The organism is Pseudomonas sp. MF6767, assembly GCF_016405475.1.
In the GTDB taxonomy this organism is placed as follows: Bacteria; Pseudomonadota; Gammaproteobacteria; order Pseudomonadales; family Pseudomonadaceae; genus Aquipseudomonas; species Aquipseudomonas paracarnis.
The window spans coordinates 18,928-40,269 of record NZ_JAEKCY010000028.1; the positions used below are offsets into that span (position 1 = coordinate 18,928).

At 60.5% G+C, this 21,342-nt stretch carries 20 protein-coding genes and 1 tRNA gene; 9 read left to right on the forward strand and 12 right to left on the reverse strand.

Annotated features, from left to right (window positions below; translation table 11 throughout):
* Positions 1-53: 53 nt before the first annotated feature.
* Complete coding sequence (locus JFT58_RS27630; RefSeq protein WP_014718573.1) at positions 54-512, reverse strand: Hsp20 family protein; 459 nt, start codon at positions 510-512, stop codon at positions 54-56.
* A 227-nt stretch (positions 513-739) separates the two neighbouring features.
* Here JFT58_RS27630 and JFT58_RS27635 point away from each other — a divergent pair, with 227 nt between their 5' ends.
* Positions 740-1,168 carry a glycine zipper domain-containing protein gene (locus tag JFT58_RS27635; RefSeq protein WP_054898126.1) on the forward strand — a complete coding sequence of 143 codons (429 nt, stop codon included), beginning with the start codon at positions 740-742 and terminating at the stop codon, positions 1,166-1,168.
* A gap of 163 nt (positions 1,169-1,331) precedes the next feature.
* Here the strand turns inward: JFT58_RS27635 and treS are convergent, their stop codons facing one another.
* Together treS and JFT58_RS27645 are read right to left on the reverse strand one after the other, a co-directional pair.
* Positions 1,332-3,395, reverse strand: coding sequence for a maltose alpha-D-glucosyltransferase (gene treS / locus JFT58_RS27640; RefSeq protein WP_054898125.1), 2,064 nt, complete (start codon positions 3,393-3,395; stop codon positions 1,332-1,334).
* Positions 3,396-3,580: 185 nt separating this feature from the next.
* Entirely contained in the window at positions 3,581-4,369 is a 789-nt protein-coding gene (locus JFT58_RS27645) for an AraC family transcriptional regulator (protein WP_054898124.1), read from the reverse strand.
* A gap of 187 nt (positions 4,370-4,556) precedes the next feature.
* Between JFT58_RS27645 and JFT58_RS27650 the strand changes: the two genes are divergently transcribed.
* The 5 genes from JFT58_RS27650 (at position 4,557) to JFT58_RS27670 (ending at position 11,090) form a co-directional block, all read left to right on the forward strand.
* Positions 4,557-6,182, forward strand: a complete 1,626-nt coding sequence (locus JFT58_RS27650; protein WP_054898123.1) for an APC family permease — start codon at positions 4,557-4,559, stop codon at positions 6,180-6,182.
* 11 nt (positions 6,183-6,193) lie between these two features.
* A complete protein-coding gene (locus JFT58_RS27655) occupies positions 6,194-7,120 on the forward strand; it encodes a 4-hydroxyproline epimerase (protein WP_054898122.1) in 927 nt (308 codons plus the stop codon).
* 37 nt (positions 7,121-7,157) lie between these two features.
* Positions 7,158-8,105, forward strand: a complete 948-nt coding sequence (locus JFT58_RS27660) for a dihydrodipicolinate synthase family protein (protein WP_054898121.1) — start codon at positions 7,158-7,160, stop codon at positions 8,103-8,105.
* 163 nt (positions 8,106-8,268) lie between these two features.
* Entirely contained in the window at positions 8,269-9,840 is a 1,572-nt protein-coding gene (locus JFT58_RS27665) for an aldehyde dehydrogenase (NADP(+)) (RefSeq protein WP_054898120.1), read from the forward strand.
* Positions 9,841-9,842: 2 nt separating this feature from the next.
* Positions 9,843-11,090: an NAD(P)/FAD-dependent oxidoreductase gene (locus tag JFT58_RS27670; protein WP_054898119.1), complete on the forward strand. Its 1,248-nt coding sequence runs from the start codon at positions 9,843-9,845 to the stop codon at positions 11,088-11,090.
* Between the two features lie 3 nt (positions 11,091-11,093).
* Here JFT58_RS27670 and JFT58_RS27675 read toward each other — a convergent pair whose 3' ends face one another.
* The 4 genes from JFT58_RS27675 to JFT58_RS27690 form a co-directional block, all read right to left on the reverse strand.
* Complete coding sequence (locus tag JFT58_RS27675) at positions 11,094-12,008, reverse strand: ADP-ribosylglycohydrolase family protein (protein WP_054898118.1); 915 nt, start codon at positions 12,006-12,008, stop codon at positions 11,094-11,096.
* 37 nt (positions 12,009-12,045) lie between these two features.
* Positions 12,046-13,029 (reverse strand): GlxA family transcriptional regulator, encoded by a 984-nt coding sequence (locus JFT58_RS27680; protein WP_072446538.1) that lies wholly within the window; start codon positions 13,027-13,029, stop codon positions 12,046-12,048.
* A gap of 873 nt (positions 13,030-13,902) precedes the next feature.
* Positions 13,903-14,511, reverse strand: coding sequence for a LysE family translocator (locus tag JFT58_RS27685; RefSeq protein WP_014718583.1), 609 nt, complete (start codon positions 14,509-14,511; stop codon positions 13,903-13,905).
* Positions 14,512-14,633: 122 nt separating this feature from the next.
* Positions 14,634-15,083 carry a winged helix-turn-helix transcriptional regulator gene (locus JFT58_RS27690; protein WP_054897395.1) on the reverse strand — a complete coding sequence of 150 codons (450 nt, stop codon included), beginning with the start codon at positions 15,081-15,083 and terminating at the stop codon, positions 14,634-14,636.
* A 96-nt stretch (positions 15,084-15,179) separates the two neighbouring features.
* Between JFT58_RS27690 and JFT58_RS27695 the strand changes: the two genes are divergently transcribed.
* A complete protein-coding gene (locus JFT58_RS27695; protein ID WP_054897394.1) occupies positions 15,180-16,121 on the forward strand; it encodes an aromatic alcohol reductase in 942 nt (313 codons plus the stop codon).
* Positions 16,122-16,171: 50 nt separating this feature from the next.
* Here the strand turns inward: JFT58_RS27695 and JFT58_RS27700 are convergent, their stop codons facing one another.
* From JFT58_RS27700 to pvdQ, 4 genes are all read right to left on the reverse strand, one after another.
* Positions 16,172-16,339, reverse strand: a complete 168-nt coding sequence (locus tag JFT58_RS27700; protein ID WP_169918799.1) for a hypothetical protein — start codon at positions 16,337-16,339, stop codon at positions 16,172-16,174.
* 218 nt (positions 16,340-16,557) lie between these two features.
* Positions 16,558-17,277: an META and DUF4377 domain-containing protein gene (locus JFT58_RS27705; RefSeq protein WP_229999884.1), complete on the reverse strand. Its 720-nt coding sequence runs from the start codon at positions 17,275-17,277 to the stop codon at positions 16,558-16,560.
* 350 nt (positions 17,278-17,627) lie between these two features.
* Positions 17,628-17,701: transfer RNA gene (locus JFT58_RS27710), tRNA-Cys, on the reverse strand.
* A gap of 214 nt (positions 17,702-17,915) precedes the next feature.
* Positions 17,916-20,195, reverse strand: coding sequence for a bifunctional acylase PvdQ (gene pvdQ / locus JFT58_RS27715; RefSeq protein WP_054897392.1), 2,280 nt, complete (start codon positions 20,193-20,195; stop codon positions 17,916-17,918).
* A gap of 238 nt (positions 20,196-20,433) precedes the next feature.
* Here pvdQ and JFT58_RS27720 point away from each other — a divergent pair, with 238 nt between their 5' ends.
* Complete coding sequence (locus tag JFT58_RS27720) at positions 20,434-20,814, forward strand: hypothetical protein (RefSeq protein WP_034127544.1); 381 nt, start codon at positions 20,434-20,436, stop codon at positions 20,812-20,814.
* A 10-nt stretch (positions 20,815-20,824) separates the two neighbouring features.
* Here JFT58_RS27720 and JFT58_RS27725 read toward each other — a convergent pair whose 3' ends face one another.
* The gene (locus JFT58_RS27725; protein WP_014718591.1) at positions 20,825-21,019 is read right to left on the reverse strand and encodes a hypothetical protein; all 195 of its coding nucleotides are present in this window, start codon (positions 21,017-21,019) and stop codon (positions 20,825-20,827) included.
* A 174-nt stretch (positions 21,020-21,193) separates the two neighbouring features.
* On the opposite strand from JFT58_RS27725, the gene JFT58_RS30640 reads away from it, so the two are divergent.
* Positions 21,194-21,325, forward strand: coding sequence for a hypothetical protein (locus JFT58_RS30640; protein WP_254914091.1), 132 nt, complete (start codon positions 21,194-21,196; stop codon positions 21,323-21,325).
* The last annotated feature ends 17 nt before the right edge of the window (positions 21,326-21,342 follow it).

Genomic DNA, 21,342 nt, shown 5'->3' on the forward strand with positions numbered 1-21,342 from the left:
GCAGCGCGCACAAAAAAGGCGCTCCGTAGAGCGCCTTTTTACCGCCGATTGTTTTACTGCAAGCTGACCTGACGCAGCTCGGGTTTGGTCTCACCACCAATCATGATGCGTTTTGGCTTGGCCTCTTCAGGCACTTCACGCAGCAGGTCGATGTTGAGCAAACCGTTGGTCAGGGATGCGCCACGTACTTCGATATGGTCCGCCAAGCGGAACGACAACCGGAACGCACGTTGGGCAATGCCCTGGTGCAGGTAAGCGACCTTATCGTCGGTTTCGCGTTTTCCGCCGGAAACCGTCAATACACCCCTCTCGACCTGGATATCCAGATCCTCCTCGGTCAGGCCAGCCACGGCGATCACGATGCGGTACGCGTCGTCACCGTGCTTTTCCACGTTGTGAGGTGGATAGGAATTCGGAGCCTCGCTGCGCAGCGCCGACTCGAACAGGTCATTGAAGCGATCAAAGCCCACCGATTGACGAAACAGTGGGGCCAACGACAGGGTAGTAGCCATTTTAAAATCTCCTGAGTTTCTCCAAGTGATTTAGTACACGACCCGGATTCGGCATCGCGTGATCAAAAATTTATGGACGCGCAAAAGGAATTCAAGAGGGCTGGAAAAAATTTTTCTTGCGCAAGGGGCGATCACCCAAGCCCAAGTGTTATGGCGTGTGCTCTAATCAAAATGCCAGGCGTGCTTTACCCCGTGAGCGCCTGAGACAGCCCTTGAGGTACAAAAAAATGAAAATGACATTCCCGGCCCTGGCATTGGGCATTCTGATCACCCAAGGGGCCCTGGCCGCTGGAGATGGTACGGCGGCGCTGGGAGGCGGTGTCGGCGGTGTATTGGGCAACGTGGTCGGCCAGCAGCTTGGTGGCTCGACAGGTGCGGCCATAGGCGCCGGCGTGGGGGGCGCAGCCGGGAGTGCAGTGGGTGCGCAGAAGGGCAACAAGACCGAAGCGGCGATTGGCGGCGGTTTGGGCTCGGCAGGCGGTTCGCTGATTGGCAATCGCCTGGGCGGCACCACCGGTTCAACCATCGGCGCCGGCGTGGGTGGCGCAGCCGGTGGCGCGCTGGGTAACAACCTGGCCGATGACGAGAGCGGTCATCGTTCCGGTGGTGGCAAGCACAAAGGCAACAAACATAAGCACAAGAACAAGCACCACTGATCGCGTGGCACGGCGCTGTTAGCCACCAAACACTGACCTGTGGCGAGGGAGCTTGCTCCCGTTGGGGCGCGAAGCCGCCCCGCTCTTTTGTTCAAAGAGGCTGGGACTGCTACGCAGTCCAACGGGAGCAAGCTCCCTCGCCACAGTTACCGTTTCGTCGCCTTTACATCGGCGTGCTGCTCACCACCCGCAACGCCAACCCTTCATACGCGTCCAACGTAATCGTGAACGCGCCCTCCTCGGTCAAATCGCCTTCCACCCGCTCATTGATGATATCCACCACCGGCCCCGGTGCGATGTTGGGCAGGTGCAGGGTTTCGGTGATCGGCGTGGCGCCAAAGTTCAGCGCAGTGATTTGCGTGCCCTTACCCGCCGGTAGTTCGTGCACCATGATCAGCAAGCCTGGATGCTCGACGTCCGGCACCAGGATCTGGCGGCTGGCGGCGATGTCGTAGGCGCGGCGTACGGCGAGGATTTTTTGCAGTTGGGAGGCAAAGGACTCCGGGTCCTGCAGTTGGCTGTTCAGGCTGCCATACAGGCTTTTGGAGCGCGGCATTTGCCCAGCTGACAGTTCGGCGTCGGGGTTCAGGTCTACCAGATCATAGGCGCCACGGTGAATCCAGCGTGTGTCGCCATCGGCCATCAAATGCGCCACCTCTTCGGCCGCCAACGGCAGCGCGCCCACCAGGTCCCAGCCGGACAAGGCAAACACCCCAGGTTGCATGGCGTTGTACATCACCAGCAGCAAATGGATCTGGCGAATCTGCTGGATATCCGCCGGGGTGATCGCCTCCAGGTCACGAATACCCAGGGCTGCGGTGATGATGCTGGCGGTGGTGCAGGACACGCCGTTGGTCACGAACTTGAGGTTATACGGCGCATGCTCACCGGTCAGGCGTTCGTACATCTGTTCGCGGATATGCTCGCGCAGGATGTTGCCGGGGAAGGTCTGGCCCTGGAACAGGAAGCTGTCATGGGCGTGCAGCGTCCAGAAGTGCACCAGCTCCAGGGTCAGTTCATCGTGGTTCTGTAGCGCGTGAATCAGCGAGCCGGGGTCGATGCCGAGGCTGTGCATCTGGCGCAGCATCAGACGCAGGAACTCGGTGTCGCCCATCAGCAATGCATGCTGGTAGGCCGGCCGGGTGATGAAGTCATAAGACAGGTCAGCGCCGCCGTGGGACATGGACGCGATGTCGTCCACGGTGAGGTTGAGTTCCTGAAAACTGAACCCGCCCGCCTTGCGAATGGCGCCGCCGAGTAACTGATTGCCGGTGATCGACAGCGGATGGCTTTCGGACCAGGCCGTGCCATCGAGCTTGCGCTCCACGCCGAGAAAGCCATTGGCATCCAGGCGCAGGATTTTCGCGCCCATCACATCAATGGCGTGCAGCGCATCACCGATGATCATCTGCTGCGCAGCAAACGAAGGGTCGAGCCAGTTGAGCGACGGCTGGCCTTCCTTGAAGTAATGCAGGTACACCCAGCGCCGCGGCTTGCCATCTACGCCGAGCACCACCGGGGTGGCGCTCCAGTCGGTTTCTTTGACGCCGGGCTCGAAGAAAATCACCCGCTGCAATTGGCCGACGATGTAGTGCTTGTCGCGCAGTGCGTCTACCTGGGAGGGGCTGAGGTTTTGTGCATCGCGTCCGGCAGCCACGTCGGGCAGCAACGGCCAGTCTTCCTCGCGGATTTCGACCATGTGGTACAGGCCGGGATAGTCCTCATAGGCCATTTCTGCCAGGCGAAAGTCCGCGCCCTTGCCGGTGTGCGACGGGATCACATCGTCGATGATCACCGCATTGTGCGCGGCAGCCATGCGCGTCAAGGCCTGCAATTGTGCCTCGGTGCCCAGTTGCGGGTCGATGTCGAAGCTGATGCGGTCGAAATTGCCGTCGATGGTCGGGGTGTGCTCGGTGCCAGACAAACCACCGGACTTCTTCAGCGGGCCGTTGTGAATGCCCTGGATGCCGATCTTCGACAGGGTATGCCACAGGGTTTCGTCCCCCAACGCTTCCAGCACGGTGCCGCCTTCGCGGGTGACAATCGACGCGGGGTAGGCCGTGAACCACACCGACGACAAGGCCGAAGCGTCACGCGGCCGGGTCTGTGCATAAGGCTGCTGCCACAGGCGGCCTTGCCCCGAATACAGCTTGGCCCGCTGCCGCGCTGCGTGGAGCATGGAATGTTGCACCAGCCAGTTCACATGATCGTTGTTCGCCGCGGTCATAAGCTCGGTACCTGTCGTGGTGAAAAGGGTCGGTGTAAGCATATGAGGGGCGTGGGCGGCATTCGTTGCATCGCAATAGAACGCTTACCCTGTAGGAGCGAGCTTGCTCGCGAAAAACGTCAACGATAACGCGTGCTTCCTGAATGAACGCGGCGCCTGTGAGTTTTTCGCGAGCAAGCTCGCTCCTACAGAAGACATTCACCTGCGCTGCTGCCTTGCGTGGCTTGCCGGTACTGCCTAGGGGTGAACCCGGTTGAAGATTTGAACTGCCGGGTAAACGCGCTGTGATCGGTGTACCCGCATTGCAGCGCAACCTCGGTAATCGGCAGCTCGGTATGCAACAACCGCCGGGCATGTTCCAGCCGGACTTTCTGGATCATTTGCCGAGGCGTGAGGTGAAACACGCGCTTGCAGTAGCGCTCCAGTTGCGCCACGGAAATCCCGGCGATTCGGGTCAATTCCCCCAGGGTGACACGTCGGTTGAAATGGCTGCGGATGTGTTCGTCCACCGCCGCCAGACGCTGATAGGCCGGGTGGGTTTCACTGGCTGATTGCAGATCTACCGAGATCCCGGCCAGGCCGATGATCGCACCGAGCTGGTTGTACAGCGGCCACTTGTGGGTCAGGCACCAGCCCGGTTCGCGGGTGCCGTAGAGGTGCAGTTCGAGTTGATCCTCCAGTACCAGGCCTTGCTTCAGCACGCGCCGGTCCTGCTCGGTATAGCCGGGGCCCAATTGCGAAGGAAACACTTCGGCGCTGGTCTTGCCCAGCAGCGGTTGCAGGTGTTTGAGGCCGCAGCGTTGCACCAGGGTGCGGTTGGCGAGCACGTAGCGAGCGTCGATGTCCTTGATGAAAATCGCAGCATTGGGCAGTACATCAAGCATCGGCAGCAACTGCTCTACCCCGCTTAATAGCTGCTCGATGCTGTGGGGTCGGCTGCCTTGGAAAAGGCTCGCGAACGCGCTTTGCAACATGACTTTCTCAGCCCCTTTATTCGTCGACAGCCAGCAGATTGAGGCATGGGGCGAGCGCTGTCGAGCGCGGCAAATTGTGCTGAATTCGTCATCCATCCCTGCGCAAAACATCAATCGTCAGCCTGCCTGATGGGTTCAGGATAGCGCCACTGCATGCCTATCCAATAACTCACAAGAAGGCGCCGCTATGTCAGGCCAAGGCAAGTTCAAGAAACAGCTGTCACTGATGGACCTCACCTTTATCGGGTTGGGAGCCATCTTCGGATCGGGTTGGTTGTTCGCCGCCAGTCACGTGTCTGCCATCGCAGGCCCGGCGGGGATTTTTTCCTGGCTGCTGGGCGGTTTCGCCGTGCTGTTGCTGGGCATTGTCTACTGCGAACTGGGCGCCGCCCTGCCCCGCGCTGGCGGCGTGGTGCGCTACCCGGTGTATTCCCATGGCCCGCTGCTGGGCTACCTGATGGGCTTTATCACGCTGATCGCGTTTTCCAGCCTGGTGGCGATTGAAGTGGTCGCCTCGCGTCAATATGCGGCAGCCTGGTTTCCAGAGCTGACCAAGGCCGGCTCCAGCGACCCCACCACCCTGGGCTGGCTGGTGCAATTTGCCTTGCTGTGCCTGTTCTTTGTGCTCAATTACCGCAGCGTGAAGACCTTTGCCATCGCCAATAACCTGGTGAGCGTATTCAAGTTCATCGTGCCGTTGCTGGTGATCGGCGTGCTGTTCACCTTCTTCAAGCCGGAGAACTTCCAGGTGCATGGCTTTGCACCGTTCGGCTTGTCGGGCATCGAGATGGCCGTGTCGGCAGGCGGGGTGATCTTTGCCTACCTGGGCCTGACGCCGATCATTTCGGTGGCCAGCGAAGTGAAAAACCCACAGCGCACCATCCCCATCGCCTTGATCCTCTCGGTATTGTTGTCTACGGCCATCTATGTGCTGCTGCAAACCGCGTTCCTCGGCGGCGTGCCTACCGAAATGCTCGCCAATGGCTGGGCCGGCATCAGCAAGGAACTGGCCCTGCCCTATCGCGATATCGCCCTGGCGCTGGGCGTGGGCTGGCTGGCCTACCTGGTGGTGGCCGATGCAGTGATCTCCCCCAGCGGCTGCGGCAACATCTACATGAACGCCACCCCGCGCGTGGTGTATGGATGGGCGCAGACCGGCACCTTTTTCAAGATCTTCACGCGCATCGATGAGAAGTCCGGCATCCCGCGCCCGGCGCTGTGGCTGACCTTTGGCCTGTCGGTGTTCTGGACCTTGCCGTTCCCGTCTTGGGAAGCGCTGATCAACGTGGTGTCCGCCGCCCTGATCCTCAGTTATGCCGTGGCCCCGGTGACAGTCGCCGCCCTGCGCCGCAATGCACCCGACATGGCGCGCCCGTTTCGGGTCAAGGGCATGGCGGTGCTGGGCCCGCTGTCATTCATCATCGCTGCGTTGATCGTGTACTGGTCGGGCTGGAGCACGGTGTCATGGCTGCTGGGCCTGCAAATTCTGATGTTTGCGGTGTACCTGCTGTGCGCGCGCTGGGTGCCGACCGCGCACCTGAACCTCAAGCAACAAGTGCGCTCCTCGGCGTGGCTGATCGGCTTCTACGCCGTGACCATCCTGCTCTCCAAACTCGGCAGCTTTGGCGGTATCGGGGTGATCAGCCACCCGTTTGACACCTTGGTGGTGGCGGCCTGCGCCCTGGGCATTTACTACTGGGGCGCCGCCACCGGTGTACCCGCCCACTGGGTACGCCTGGAGCAGGAAGAGGACGAAAGCGAAGCCGTCAGCGACGCGCACTACAGCGCCCCACTATCCCCGACTACCCACTGATGGAGCGCCTTATGAAACGGCTGCATGTGATTGACTCACACACCGGCGGTGAACCTACACGCTTGGTCATGAGCGGCTTTCCCGAACTGGTCGGTGCCTCGATCGCCGAGCAACTGGAGCACCTGCGCACCCACCACGATCAATGGCGCCGCGCCTGCCTGCTGGAGCCACGGGGCAACGACGTACTGGTAGGCGCGCTGTACTGTGCGCCAGTCACGCCGGGGGCGACCTGCGGGGTGATCTTCTTCAACAACGCCGGCTACCTCGGCATGTGCGGCCACGGCACCATCGGCCTGGTTGCCTCGCTGCACCACCTGGGGCTGATCCAACCGGGCGTGCACAGCCTTGACACGCCGGTCGGCCCGGTCGCGGCCACCTTGCACGAGGACGGCAGCGTGACCCTGCGCAATGTGCCCGCTTACCGCTACCGCAAGCAGGTGCCGGTTGAAGTGCCTGGGCATGGCGTGGTGCTGGGCGACATCGCCTGGGGCGGCAACTGGTTCTTCCTGGTGTCGGACCACGGCCATGAGTTGCAGATGGACAACGTGGAGGCCCTGACCGACTACACCTGGGCCATGCTCAACGCCCTCGAAGCCCAAGGCATCCGTGGCGCAGACGGTGCGCTGATCGACCATATCGAACTGTTCGCCGACGACGCCCACGCCGACAGCCGCAACTTCGTGATGTGCCCCGGCAAAGCCTATGACCGCTCCCCCTGCGGCACCGGCACCAGCGCCAAGCTCGCCTGCCTGGCCGCCGACGCAAAACTGGCCGCAGGAGAACCCTGGGTCCAAGCCAGCATCACCGGCAGCCAGTTCCTGGGCCGCTATGAGTGGGACGGCGAACGCGTACGTCCATTCATCACCGGCCGCGCCTACATGACCGCCGACAGCACGTTGCTGATCGACGAACAAGACCCGTTTGCCTGGGGCATCTGAGCCCATTATTCATTCAACTGAAACCGGAGTTAGCACCATGAGCGACAACATCTTCACCGGCTGCATGCCCGCCCTGATGACCCCTTGCACCGCCGAGCGCCAACCGGACTTCGACGCACTGGTGGCCAAGGGCCGCGAGCTGATCGACATCGGCATGAGTGCCGTGGTGTATTGCGGTTCCATGGGCGACTGGCCGCTGCTCACCGAGGCCCAGCGCCAGGAAGGCGTGGCGCGCCTGGTGGCTGCGGGTGTGCCGACCATCGTCGGTACGGGGGCGGTGAACAGCCGTGAAGCCGTATCCCACGCAGCCCATGCCGCCAAAGTCGGCGCCGATGGTTTGATGGTGATTCCCCGCGTGCTGTCCCGAGGGGCTTCGGTCACTGCGCAAAAGGCCCACTTTGCAGCAATCCTCAACGCCGCCCCCAACCTGCCGGCGGTGATCTACAACAGCCCCTACTATGGTTTCGCCACCCGCGCCGACCTGTTCTTCGAACTGCGCCGCGAACACCCGAACCTGATCGGCTTCAAGGAGTTCGGCGGCGCCGCCGACCTGCGCTACGCCGCCGAAAACATCACCTCCCAGGATGATGATGTGACCCTGATGGTCGGCGTCGACACCCAGGTGGTACACGGCTTCGTCAACTGCAACGCCACCGGCGCTATCACCGGCATCGGCAATGCACTGCCCCGCGAGGTGCTGCAACTGGTGGCCCTGAGCAAAAAGGCCGCCAAGGGCGATGCCAAGGCGCGTCGCCAGGCCCGCGAACTGGAAGCTGCACTGGCGGTGTTGTCATCGTTCGACGAGGGCTGCGACCTGGTGCTGTATTACAAGCATTTGATGGTGCTCAACGGCAACCAGGGTTACGCCCTGCACTTCAACGAAACCGACGAGCTCAGCGCTGCCCAGCGCCGGTATGCCGAGCAGCAGTACGCGCTGTTCCGCCAGTGGTATGCCAACTGGTCGGCCGAACAGAACGTCGTTTGATTTTGTGTAGGAGCGAGCTTGCTGTGGCGAGGGAGCTTGCTCCCGCTGACTGCGCAGCAGTCTCCGGCTTTTATTGGGGGCGCTTCGCACCCCAGCGCAAGCAAGCTTGCTCGCCACATAAGCTCGCTCCTACAACACCTCTTTTGTTTACCAGGATTTCACCATGACTCTGACAGGCAAGATGCTGATCGGTCAGCAATCGGTTTGCGGCCATCGCGATGCGATCCGGGCGATCAACCCCGCTACCAACACCCCACTGGAACCCGCCTACGCTTGCGGGGATGAGCAGCACGTCGACCAGGCCTGCGCACTGGCGTGGGCCGCGTTCGACGCTTACCGCGAAACCACCTTGGCAGATCGCGCCGCGTTGCTTGAAACCATCGCCAGCCACATCGAAGCCTTGGGCGATGAGTTGATCGAACGCGCCTGCGCCGAAACCGGGTTGCCTCGCGCACGCATTGAAGGTGAACGCGGCCGTACCTGCGGGCAACTGCGCGCTTTTGCCCGCACCGTGCGCCTGGGCGAATGGCTCGACGTGCGCGTCGATACCGCACAGCCCCAGCGCCAACCCCTGCCCCGTGCCGACCTGCGCCAGCGCCATATCGCCCTGGGTCCGGTAGCCGTGTTCGGTGCCAGCAACTTCCCTCTGGCCTTCTCCGTAGCGGGCGGCGATACCGCATCGGCCCTTGCCGCCGGTTGCCCGGTGATCGTCAAGGCGCATAACGCGCACCCCGGCACCAGCGAGCTGGTGGGGCGCGCCATCGCCCGGGCGGTGAAAGATTGTGGCTTGCCGGAGGGTATGTTTTCACTGCTCTATGGTGCGGGTAACGAGGTGGGTATCGCATTGGTGCGCCACCCGCGCATCAAGGCCGTGGGCTTCACGGGGTCGCGCAGTGGCGGTATTGCCCTGTGCCAAGCGGCGCAGGCACGCCCGGAGCCGATCCCGGTGTATGCGGAAATGAGCTCGATCAACCCGGTGTACCTGTTTCCTGCTGCGCTTGAAGCTCGGAGCGAAGCCTTGGCCGAAGGGTTCATCGCGTCGCTGACCCAAGGCGCCGGCCAGTTCTGTACCAACCCTGGCCTGGTGATCGCTCTGCAAGGCGCCGCTCTGGACCGTTTTATTCAGTCTGCCAGTGAGCGGCTCTCGCGTTGCCCGTCCCAGACCATGCTCACACCGGGCATCTTCAGCGCTTACGAAACTGGCCTGAAGACCCTGGCCCAGCACGCTCACATCGCCGCCAAGGGCTTGCCAGCGACCGGGCCGAACCAGGGCCAGGGCCATCTGTTCGTGACCCAGGCCGAGGCGTTCCTGAACAATGAACACCTGCAAGCCGAAGTATTCGGCGCCGCCTCGCTGGTGGTGCAGTGCCGTGATGTCGAGCAAATGCGCCAGGTGTCCGAGCACCTGGAAGGTCAACTCACCGCAACCCTGCACATGGATGACCACGACCTGCCACAGGCGCGGGCATTGCTGCCGGTGCTGGAGCGCAAGGCTGGGCGCCTGCTGGTGAACGGCTGGCCGACTGGCGTAGAAGTGTGCGACGCCATGGTGCATGGCGGGCCCTTTCCGGCGACTTCGGATGCGCGCAGTACGTCGGTGGGCACGGCGGCGATTCTGCGGTTCCTGCGCCCGGTGTGTTACCAGGACTTCCCGGACACCTTGCTTCCCACCGCGCTGCAGCACGACAACCCGCTGCGGTTGCGGCGCCTGCTCGACGGCCAGCGAGAAGCGTAATCATGGCCGATCCCAAGCAAGCAGACATCGTAGTAGTCGGCGCCGGCATTATCGGCGTCGCCTGCGCCTTGCAGCTGGCACGCCAAGGCCGCCATGTCGTCGTGCTCGACCCGCAGGCACCCGGCATGGGTGCCTCCTACGGCAACGCCGGCCACCTGGCGACGGAACAGGTGTTTCCCATCGCCGACCTGTCGATCCTCAAGCGCTTGCCCGCCATGTTGCTGGACCCCATGGGCCCGCTGCGCCTGGACTGGACCTACCTGCCCCGCGCCCTGCCCTGGTTTATCCGCCTGTTGCTCAACCTGCGGCCAGCGCGTTACCAGCGCACCGTGGCAGGCCTTCGCGCGCTGAACGAAGGCAGCCTGGGCGCGTGGCAACGCTTGCTGCAATCGATGGGTCAAACGCAATTGCTGCGTGAAGACGGTTCGCTATTGGTGTATGAGCGCCCCGAATCCCGCGCTGCACTGGATGCAGTGCAGCAACGCATGCGGCAGCAAGGCGTCGCCGTGGACTTCTGGGGCGGCGATGCGGTGCGCAAGGCTGCGCCGCAACTGAGCGACGCCATACAAGGCGGTTTGTTCTTCCCCGCTACCGGACACTTTCTGGACCCGTACACGGTGGTTGGCGAACTGGTGAACGCGGCCAAGGCTGAGGGGGTGCAATTTCTTCAGCAGCGCGTTCTGGACGGACGCCTGGAGGGTAGTGGCGTTTCTCTGATGACCGACCAAGGCGTACTGACAGCGCAGCAAGTGCTGATCGCCTGCGGCGCCCACTCGGCCAAACTCACCGCAGCTCTCACCGGCAAACAAGTGCCGCTGGACACCGAACGCGGTTACCACCTGATGCTGCCCCACGAACAACAGCGCCTGCCCTTCGCGGTCACTTCGCTGGAGCGCAAATTCATCATGACGCCCATGACCGGTGGCCTGCGCCTGGCCGGCACGGTCGAATTCGCCGGCCTCGACCGCCCGGCCAATATGCAACGGGCCTGGCAGTTGCACCGGTTGAGCAAAGGGTTGTTCCGACACGAACTGAGCGACAGCGAAGCCACGCCCTGGATGGGGTTTCGCCCTTCCCTGCCCGACTCGCTGCCGATCATTGACCGGGTGTGCGACGGCAAAGTGCTGCTTGCATTTGGTCACCAGCACCTGGGGCTGACACAAGCGGCGGTGACGGCCGAGCGGGTTGGGCAGCTTGCTGCGGGTGAGCAGGTGCCAGAACTACAGCCTTATCGGCTGGATCGTTTCTGAACCTTACTGTGGTAGGCGCGAAGTGCTGAATAACGCATCAGCCGTTTCTTGGATTTCATCGCGCATCCATAGCTTGTTCAACCAATCGGCGGGGATAGCCTGGACGCCGTAATACGCCCCCGCCAGTTGCCCAACGATTGCGGCAGTAGTGTCTGCGTCATCCCCAAGGTTGGCGGCGGCCAGTATCGCTTCAGCAAAGTTGGAGGTCTGATCGAAACACCAGAATGCGGCCTCCAGCGAAGCCACCGCATAACCTGAGCCAACGATTTGAGCAGAGGTTTTATCGCGATAGTCGCCAGAGGCGATAGCCTTGACCTTAGGAGCCGACAGCGCGGTGTGGGAAAAACTCAGCACCTGTTTCTTTGGCACGCCGCTCAGGGCATTGCTGATAGCCTCGGCCAGCAGCAGGCAGCACTCGATAGCCTCATGCGCGGCATGCGTAGTTCGCGAGCTTTGCTCGGCAAACAGGTGGATGTCCGCCCTATCTGGAAAGTAAAACAACACGACAGGTGCGAGACGCATCATTGAACCATTGCCGGCCGAATACGGATGCGTTGAGCCCGCAAAAGCGTTGCCACTTTGCTGAAATTGCTCCAGCGCTTCGCGAACCGTCATGCCGATATCAAAGCACTCTCCGGTAGAACTCAAGTAACCCCACTTCCACCAATTCAGATAACGTCCCATCTGGTCCATCGCGTCAAAACCGCCTTTGCGCAACAGGCTTTCGGCCAGACACAGTGCCATGGACGTATCGTCAGTCCATTGGCCAGGCTTGAGGCTAAACGGTCCGCCGCCTAGCATATCCGTCACGGGAGAAAAGCTGCCGCGGGGCATGAATTCAACCGTCGTCCCTACAGCATCGCCACACGCCAGCCCAAGTAGGCTGCCGCGATAACGATCCAAAAGCGTGATATCCATTGCCACTCCTCGTGAAAATCTTGCTACACCCGCCAGGCTACTTGACCAACCGCTTCTCCTTGGAGGGGCGATAGCCGAAATACGCGCTGTAGCATTTGCTGAAATGGCTCGGCGAGACAAACCCGCACGCCACCAGCACATCCACTTGGGATAACTCGGTGTGCTGCAACAGGCGTCGCGCCTCAGTGACGCGCAGTTCCATGTAGTAGCGCTGCGGCGTGGTGCCCAGCTGTTCTTTGAACAGGCGCTCCAGCTGACGGCGGGAACGGCCGGCGTAGACGGCGAGTTGATCGAGTTCCAGGGGTTCTTCGAGGTTGGCGTCCATCAACTTCACCACCTCGCGCAGCGGCGCGCTGACACACATGTTTTCGGTGGGTTTGATGCGGCGGTAGCGCGACTCTTCGAACGCCAGGATATCTTCGATGCCTTCGACCAAGGCTTTGCCATGCAGGCTCTTAATCCAGTCCAAGGCCATATGGAAAGCCCCCGAGGGGCTGGACGCGGTGAGGCGGTCGCGGTCGATCACGTAGGGCTCGCTGGTGACCTGCGCCGCCTTGGACACTTCGGCCAGCGCCGGGCGATGTTCGGGGTGGATGGCACAACGGTAACCCTGCAGCAGCCCCGCACGCCCGAGGAACCACGAGCCGTTCCACAAACCGGCAAGTCGCACGCCCGCTTCACCCGCACTGCGCAGCCATTGGATAAATGGCTCGCTCGCCTTGAGTTCGGTGCGAAAACCACCGCAGATCACCAACAGGTCCAAGTCCTGCAAGCTCGCCAGCATCAGGTTCGCATCCGGGCGAATGATCAGGCCCAAGTCGCTGATGACTTCGCCCTCGCCCCACCCGAAAGTGCGCGTAGCGAACAGATCAGGGCGCAACAGGTTGGCGGTCACCAGCGTGTCGAGGGTCTGGGTAAAGGCCGGCAAGGAGAAGTGTTCGAGCAGCAAAAAACCGACACGGGTGACCGACGTCGATTGCTGGGGATTATCACTGAGGTAGCGCAGGTTCTTGCCTTGCATGCCACCGCTGAACTGGCGTCTTTCCATCGAGGGTCGGCCCACGCTTATTGTTGTGCAGTGGGGGCTATCTTAGGGGCAAATGCAGTGCCTGTCTCAGGTGACGCTCGAGGCTGGCAGCGGCCATTGCACTGATCTTGATAAAAACTGGTCGCTTGAAAAGCCACGGCCCAGGCGCTGCGCGGTGATCTGATACGGTTTTTTCTTTTCGATCTGCGCCTGTATTGAAAACCGCTTGAGGCGGACAATAGCCCCATCCCGACACTCCTGTCGTCCCCTTCCCCTCGGAGGCCTTATGACCAAGATGGCAATTTTCCTGTTCGGCTTTTTGGTATTGACCATTGGCATCGGCATGTTGGCGACCATCTCGCCGGTCTAATCCCGCATCGTGGCGAGGGAGCTTGCTCCCGTGACGGCCTGCCAACCGACGGTGATCTACCTGACGCCCCGCGACCTAAATGTGGGAGCTGGCTTGCCTGCGATGACGGCCTGACGGTCAACTCAGTTGGACCGTGTACATATCCATTCCTGCGGTAGCGGCCACTTAGGGTTCCGCTTTTACAGCGGCTCACTTTTGATTCCGGCCAGCGTGGTTTGACGGGGCGCCTAAGATCAAAAGCAGATCAAGAGCGACTCGCTTCGCATCGTGGTTACCGTCGGCTGCTACGGGTGCTTTGCAAAGCTGTGTAGATACCTATGGTCATCGCAGGCAAGCCAGCTCCCACATTGGATCGCGGCGCATCAGTTATATCTGTGTCGGCTGCCAGGCCGTCGCGGGAGCAAGCTCCCTCGCCACAGATTTAGCGTCGTGCCGAAGTTATGTAGATACCTATGCTGCGATGACGGCCTGACAGTCAACGCGTTACCTACGCCACCTCAGCCCACAAACAGCATCGGATACAGCGACAGCACCAACAGCCCGGCCATGGACCAGTTGAACATCCGCAACCAGCGCGGCTCACGCAGCAAGTTGCGCAAGCCGCTGCCACACCCCACCCACACGCACACACTCGGCAGGTTAACCACCGCAAACACCAAGGCAATCACCAGCACATTGGTGACATAACCCTCGGCCGGCGTGTACGTAGTGATCGCCCCCAGCGCCATGATCCACGCCTTGGGGTTGACCCACTGGAAGGCCGCCGCACCGAGGAAGGTCATCGGCTTGCCATGTTCATCCGGGTTATCAGACATGCCGCCCGCATTGGCAATCTTCCACGCCAGATACAACAAATACGCGGCGCCGACATAACGCAATAGCGTGTAGGCCCACGGAAACAGCTTGAACACCTCGCCCAAGCCCAGCCCCACACAAATCACCAACAGCATGAAGCCAATGCTGATCCCCAGCGCATGGGGCATCGAACGGCGAAAGCCGAAATTCACGCCTGAGGCCAGTAACATGGTGTTGTTGGGCCCTGGGGTGATCGAAGAGACAAAAGCGAACAGCACGAAGGCTGATAACAGGCTGGTAGACATGAACATGGCGCGGCATCCAAGCGGTGGTGATGTGCCTGCGACAGTAGTGGGTTATGGCGCGCTGCGCCCCGTACAGCTAGGGGTGGATCGAGGCGTACACTTGCAAAGTCTTCATCGAGAAGTAGCGCTTACCGAGGCGCATCGGAAACCGGTGTGGGAACCTGCCATGCCGGTTTTTTGCCCTCCTGACTGTCGAAAATACGCCGAGCCTTGCGAAAGTCCTCCACGTTTTCCACCACCCAGGTCCAGATAGGCGACATGCGAATCAAAAGCTCTCGGCCCAGGGGCGTCAGCTCGTACTCGACGCGTGGCGGAATTTCACCGAACTCGCGCCGAACCAACAAACCATCGCGCTCCATGGCACGAAGCGTCTTGGTCAACATGCGCTGAGTCACACCCGTCATCTGTCGTTTTATCTCGGCATGACGCATTGCACCGTACACACCCAGGGCATGCAGGATGCCCAATGCCCAGCGGCTACCAGCGTGAGCAAGGACTTCACGCCTGACGCCATCGTCCTCCTCCCTGAGCGACTGGCAGATAACTTCTGCCTGGCTGAGCGTTTCCTGATCGGTCATTTCTACCCCTGGTATCACACGTGTGCCTTCTTATGAGCGCTGCCGAATCGTGCCAGCATGGGCTCATCTTATCGCCAACAGGTCTGCGGAGAAATCATGCCTGAAATGACCCCACTTCCCCCTCAATCGATCCTCGTTCTAGGTGCCGGCGAACTCGGCCTGCCGGTTTTGCGCAACCTGGCGCGGGAGGCCAAACGCGCGCCCGGTTCCACCATCAGCGTATTACTCAGGGAATCGACCATCAACACTCAAGCGCCCGAGAAAAAGGCAGACATCGATGAGCTGCGCAGCCTGGGCATCCAGATGGTCGCCGCAGATCTGGTGAACGACTCAATCGATCAACTTGCCAAGGTCTTCGCACGCTTCGATACCGTGATCGGCTGCGCGGGCATGATCGCGGGCCGAGAAACCCCGATGAAGCTGGCAACCGCCGCACTCAAATCCGGCGTGAAGCGCTACTTCCCCTGGCAGTTTGGCGTGGATTTCGAAGTGATTGGCCGGGGCAGCCCCCAGGATCTGTTCGATGCCCAACTGGATGTGCGTGAGTTGCTGCGCGCCCAGGACAACACTGAATGGGTCATCATCTCGACAGGCATGTTCACCAGCTTCCTGTTCGAGCCGGTGTTCGAGGTCGTCGACTTCGACAACAACACAGTGAACGCCCTGGGCAGCCTCGAGAACAGCGTGACGCTCACGACACCGGACGACATCGGTACGCTGACAGCGCAAATCGTGTTCTTCGAACCGCGCATGCGCAATCAGATTGTCTATCTCGCCGGCGACACCGTCACGTATGGGCAGGTTGCGAGCATGCTGGAACGCGTTCTGGATCGCCCGTTCAAACGCAACGTGTGGACGGTTGACTATCTCATGCAGGCACTGGAAAAAGACCCCACGCACCACATCAAGAAGTACCGTGCTGTATTCGCACAAGCCAAAGGTGTGGCCTGGCCTAAGGCGGCCACGTTCAACGAGCAACAATCGATTCCTGTCACCACTGCTGAGCAGTGGGCTCGGGAAAACCTTGCAGTCCATTGAAAACCGGATGCTGAAGCCAGCCGTAAAGGCTGGCACGGGTGAAGGGACAGTCAGCGGCTCTGAGCTTCACGCTGCTGGCCAGAAACATGTTGTTTTTTTACATGCCTACGCGACTTTAGCTCGTATTGATGGTGAATAAACCAGGCGATCAACAATAACCCAGTGACGCCAAAAACCAAGACCAACAGCTCTAGTGCAATACCTTCATGTGAAAACATTTTTCGTTCCTCGTCCTGAAGCCGTATGACCTAAAAAACAGTCACACCGAAATTGTTTGTAATAATTCAAACATTTTCAGGGTAGTCGGCAAATCCGCACGTGACAACCCCTGATCGACCCAGAACCCTTGACCTAGACATGTCACTCGTCGAAAAAACGCATAAATCACAGGCAATAAAAAACCCCGTAGACGCTGATCTACGGGGTTTGTGTTCGCTTACTTGCTGCCAGAAGCGTCCTGCTCGACCACCATATCCAACACGTAGACCGTCGAAGGCGCATCCGCTGGCGGATTCTTCCATTCGTACTGTTTGACCCGCAGCACAGTGCGCACGCCGTCATGATGCACAAAGCCTTCGATAGGCTGGTACAGCGGATGCCAGCTGTCTTGGGTCGCCAGTTGCAGGCCCGCGTCGTCATAGCGACGCTCGCGCACTTGCAGGCACTGATAACCTGGGATCAAAGGATGGCTGCACTTGACCGTCTTGGCCGCCACTTCCAGAAACTTGACCTCACCCTCGCTACCGTAGCGGGTCTGCGGGGTGGCCTCGCCTTGCAGCTTGAGCACCGAGCCATCCGCTGTCGTCAGTTGCAGCATCGGCGCCACGTTATCGCCGGTGATCACAGCGCGCAGATCACCCTTGAACAGCCGCCCTACTTGGGCATCAAGGTCCATCAGGCTCTTGTCACAGGCCATCAGCGTAGAGGCCAGTGGCTGAACCTTCAGAACTCCGTCCTGATAGTGAAAGCCGCCGAACTGACGATTGCAGCCACCGCTGATGCTCAGGTTCTTGTCACCGAAGGCAACGCGCAACTTGCGCTCGATGCCTTTGTTCATCGCCACAAGAGGCTTGCCCGACGCATCCGTTGCCGAGACCAGGTTCCAGTCGTAAGCGGATAAGGTTGGCTGGGCTACAGCTGCTGAGGTAATAGGCATTGAAGGTGATTCTTCATGGCTTTTGGAAGGGGCGGCACAGCCTTGGATGAGTGCAGCACACACGGCTACAAGAAGAATTTTTTGTTTCATGGGTCACTCTGTCAGCTTTGATGAGTGCGGGCGTTATCCTGCGCAGGCAGGATAAGCGCGCGGCTAAACCGGCATGAGGAGGTCGCTTGAGGCTCTACTGAGCGTAGACCCAATGCGCGCTTGGCGGACCTCTTCCTTGGCCGATAGCAATCGGACATCATTTGCTTCGATCAGTTTCACGGAATCAGGGCGGTGGCGGTATTGCTGCATTTTAGGCAATAAAAAACCCCGTAGACGTTAATCTACGGGGTTTTCAAGAGTGGAGGCCGAGGTCGGAATCGAACCGGCGTAGGCGGATTTGCAATCCGCTGCATAACCATTTTGCTACTCGGCCTCAAACGATCAATGCCCTGGTTGCTGACATTCACCGCATACAAACTTGAGTGGGCTACGTGAAGCCTGCCTCTACTCTAACTCATTGAATACATTGAAGTTTTTAATGCTTCGTTGCGTTCGATGGGCGCCATTATGTACTCATTTGCCTAGGCCTGCAACCCCTTGATTTCAAAAAATATTCTGCCTTGGCATCAAGGGGTTGCGCCTCTGCCCTACTCCTTCACCCTGTGGATTTGGTAGTGCGGGTCGGCCTTGATCTGGGCCTCGGTGAAGGGCAATGGGCGCAGTTTTTTCTCGGAGAAGGCTTGGGTCTGGTCCTTTGAATAGGCGGACGCCGGGTTGCTGGACTCGGAGAAGGCGAGGACGCCGACTGCGTTGGGGCCTTTGTCGTCGAAGCTGACGATTTGCAGGTAGCTGGTGCCGCTGACGACTTCGCGTTTGCCGTCGGCGCGGGGCACGGTTTGCATGGCGTTGTAGATACCGAGTTCTTGCGGGCCGCCGTGGATGGGGGTTTGGCCGCAGACTTGGATATCGCCCCAGCGGGTCTGCCCCAGTTTGCTGACCTCAGCGCTGGAGGCCAGCATGGCTGCGCGCAGGGCCTTGGCGACCGGGGCGCGGTCGATGGCGAGGCCGCTAGGGGTGGTCAGAGGATGGGCCGTGTCGAAGGCCACGCGCCAGGCGTCAGGGATTTGCTGCAGGTGCTGCACCAGGTTGATGAAGTGCAGCAGGCCGACGCCGCTGTCGAGGTTGGCGCGCTGGTCCCAGTTTTTCAGGCTGGTGCACAGCGGCTGTAGCGCAGCGGCGTCAGTGCCCAGGTGTTTGGCGCAGAACGTCAGCAGGTCGGGCATGACTTGGCCCGCCAGGTACACCTCGTTGTCCATGACCATGTCTTGCAGATCAGTGACGGTGATCGGCTGCTGCTCGAGGGTTTGCAGGCGCTGGAGCGCGAAGCGCGCACGCGGGCCGAGGCCGATGTTGTCCTGGCTGATCACCGGCGAAAAGCCACTTAGCGGCGCCTTGGGGTTGGCCATCCAGGCGGAATCGTTGGAGTGTTGCACGTAGTCGGTGCGTTGCAACTGGGGCAACTGGTCGGCCGGGAAGATACCCGGCTGGGCCGCGCGCGGGTCGATGTCCCACGCGCAGGCGCTGTGGGCGCCGTCGAGCATGATCATTTGCAGGCCGGCCCGCGGGTCGCTGCATTTTGCCAGCTTGGCGGCGCTGACGTTGGGCACTACCGACAGGTTCATGTACAGGCTTTGGCCCTGGTCATCGGCGGCCAGGGTGTTGACCCAGGGGATGCCTTGCAGGGTATGCACTGAGGTTTGCAGCTCCTTGAGGCTACCGGCGCGATTCATGGCGTACCACTGTTGCAGCACCCGGTCGTTGCCAAGGTTGGCGTCGCGCAGGCTGAAGGCGTAGTGGTTGTCCCAGTCGAGCTTGCCCGGCCATTGCACCACGGGGCCGAACTGCGAACTGTAGACGGTGTGGGTCACGGCCTTGAGGCTGCCGTCAGCTTGCTTGACCTGTACCGTTACGGCGGTTTTATCCAGGGGGATGGACTTGCCGTCCAGCAGGTAACGGGTGGCGTCCTTGGGGTCGAGGGTCAGGCGGTACAGGGTGAAGTGTTTGGACGTGTCCACGGTGTGAGTCCACGCCACATGCTGGTTGAAACCGATGTTCACCACGGGCAGCCCTGGCAGTGCGGCGCCCATCACATCCAACTGGCCCGGGATGGTCAGGTGCATCTCGTAAAAACGCATGCCGCCCACCCACGGGAAATGCGGGTTGGCCAGCAGCATGCCACGGCCATTGAATGAGCGGTCACGGCCCACGGCAACGGCATTGCTGCCTCGATCCAGCGTGAAGCGTTGCTGGTTGGCGGCGGCCATGGCAAAGGCTTTGGCACCGGACTGCACACTGGCGGTGGCCTGCGGCGGTGCTGCCCCGACCAAGGCTTCGGCGAATTGGCCGATGCCCCCTTCTACCAATAGCCTGCGGGTCAACTTCACCAGGTCTTGCACTACCAAGGGCCGTACCCACGCGGCCTGGCACTGTGCGGGTGCGCCCTTATCCTTGAGATAACGGTTGTAGCCGGCCACGTACCCTTCGATGCGCTGTTGCATTTCGGGCGTCTGGGCTTTCCAGAATGCCGCAACGGCCTCGGGTGTATTCAGCCAGTTGAAGAATACATCGCTGGCAAGGTTGTTGCGCTCTTCCAGGGTCGCCTGGTCCGGCCCGAAAAACCTCGCCCGCTCGCCATTGACCGTGACTATTTCATTGGCCAGCAGGCACAGGTTGTCCTGGGCATAGGCGTAACCCATACCTACCCCCAGGCCCCGCTCATCAGAGGCGCGAATATGCGGCACGCCATAACTGGTACGCCGTATATCCGCCGACGTTTGCGTCACTTGCTCGCGTGCCGATACGGCCAGGCTCATGGCGAGTAACAGCCCTGCCGTGCCCACTCTGGACAACCCCTTGGAAATAATCACGCCGACTCCACAGTCAAATTGAACAGCCTCACGAGGGATGGTTACCCCACCGTAAGAACGCACATCGCCCGGCAAAATTTAACCGCACAAGGTTGCCTATCGACGGCGCAGGGGATGTGACAAACCTGATACCGACAAATTTTCTACATCCATCGTTTCATGATTTGCGTCACTCGTTCGTCTTATTACCCAAGAGCACCATCTTTTTCCTGATCAGGCTCTGAAAAGGAGTTTTTGCATGTATAACCCGCAAGTGCCCACGGATGGACATTCAAAGGCCGCAGATACCCACTATGGCAACGACGCACGGGCGTTCGGTAACGCGCCCGAACAGCAGGGCAACCAGCGCATCCGCCATTTGCTCAAGTGTTTCGGTTTGCGCACCAGCCTGATCCGGCTGAAGGTCATCGACGCCCTCCTCACTGCCGCCGACAATCAGCGCACCCTCGGGGTACGCGGCGTGCACAGCCATTTGCTGGAGCTGGGCATACCGTTGTCGTTTCTCAGCGTGCGCGAGGTACTCAAGCGTCTATGCAGCGAGGGCGTGATCACCCTCAACGCTGACAAGAGCTACAGCCTCCATGAAGAGGCTGCCAAGGTACTCGAAGGTCGTGCCTGACTGACGCCCGTCAGAAGTTAGGCTTGACCTTGCGGCGCATGATGCCGTTGATCACGACGACGACCACGGCAATCGCGATGGCCAGGTACTGGAAGGTTTTTTCACTGATCACGCCTGTGTTCTGCAGATAAGACAGGCCGAACATCGCGCCCAGTACAGCCAGGGCAATCAGAAGCGAGTATTTCAAGCGTTGCTTTTGGGTCATGACGAGTTCCTGAACCTGAAGAATGTATCCACTGTGTATCGCCGTGCATGCCAAGCACATACCCAGTCACGGGGATGGCGCGGTTTCGGCAGGGTCTTATGTTACAGGCGATGAAAAGTTTTGGCTTGCCCTCCGCCTGACAGGCCTTGCGAATACCCCTTGGAGAACTGTGAAATGCTGCGACGACTCATCCTGCTGGTTCCACTGATGATCATGCTGAGCCTGGGCGGTTGTTTTTTCTTCCCGCGCGGCGGGGGCTGGCATGATCACCGCTATGAGGGTGGTGGCGGTTACCAGCGGCGCTGATCTGCATCCGGATAACG

Coding starts and splice junctions, on each gene's coding strand:
- JFT58_RS27670 (WP_054898119.1), top strand. CDS start 9,843: ATGGCCGATCCCAAGCAAGCAGACATCGTAGTAGTCGGCGCCGGCATT.
- JFT58_RS27700 (WP_169918799.1), bottom strand. CDS start 16,339: ATGTTTTCACATGAAGGTATTGCACTAGAGCTGTTGGTCTTGGTTTTT.
- JFT58_RS27680 (WP_072446538.1), bottom strand. CDS start 13,029: ATGCAAGGCAAGAACCTGCGCTACCTCAGTGATAATCCCCAGCAATCG.
- JFT58_RS27650 (WP_054898123.1), top strand. CDS start 4,557: ATGTCAGGCCAAGGCAAGTTCAAGAAACAGCTGTCACTGATGGACCTC.
- JFT58_RS27660 (WP_054898121.1), top strand. CDS start 7,158: ATGAGCGACAACATCTTCACCGGCTGCATGCCCGCCCTGATGACCCCT.
- JFT58_RS27695 (WP_054897394.1), top strand. CDS start 15,180: ATGCCTGAAATGACCCCACTTCCCCCTCAATCGATCCTCGTTCTAGGT.
- JFT58_RS27725 (WP_014718591.1), bottom strand. CDS start 21,019: ATGACCCAAAAGCAACGCTTGAAATACTCGCTTCTGATTGCCCTGGCT.
- JFT58_RS27645 (WP_054898124.1), bottom strand. CDS start 4,369: ATGTTGCAAAGCGCGTTCGCGAGCCTTTTCCAAGGCAGCCGACCCCAC.
- JFT58_RS27685 (WP_014718583.1), bottom strand. CDS start 14,511: ATGTTCATGTCTACCAGCCTGTTATCAGCCTTCGTGCTGTTCGCTTTT.
- JFT58_RS27655 (WP_054898122.1), top strand. CDS start 6,194: ATGAAACGGCTGCATGTGATTGACTCACACACCGGCGGTGAACCTACA.
- JFT58_RS27630 (WP_014718573.1), bottom strand. CDS start 512: ATGGCTACTACCCTGTCGTTGGCCCCACTGTTTCGTCAATCGGTGGGC.
- treS (WP_054898125.1), bottom strand. CDS start 3,395: ATGACCGCGGCGAACAACGATCATGTGAACTGGCTGGTGCAACATTCC.
- JFT58_RS27635 (WP_054898126.1), top strand. CDS start 740: ATGAAAATGACATTCCCGGCCCTGGCATTGGGCATTCTGATCACCCAA.
- JFT58_RS27705 (WP_229999884.1), bottom strand. CDS start 17,277: ATGCCTATTACCTCAGCAGCTGTAGCCCAGCCAACCTTATCCGCTTAC.
- JFT58_RS27720 (WP_034127544.1), top strand. CDS start 20,434: ATGTATAACCCGCAAGTGCCCACGGATGGACATTCAAAGGCCGCAGAT.
- JFT58_RS27665 (WP_054898120.1), top strand. CDS start 8,269: ATGACTCTGACAGGCAAGATGCTGATCGGTCAGCAATCGGTTTGCGGC.
- JFT58_RS27690 (WP_054897395.1), bottom strand. CDS start 15,083: ATGACCGATCAGGAAACGCTCAGCCAGGCAGAAGTTATCTGCCAGTCG.
- JFT58_RS30640 (WP_254914091.1), top strand. CDS start 21,194: ATGCTGCGACGACTCATCCTGCTGGTTCCACTGATGATCATGCTGAGC.
- JFT58_RS27675 (WP_054898118.1), bottom strand. CDS start 12,008: ATGGATATCACGCTTTTGGATCGTTATCGCGGCAGCCTACTTGGGCTG.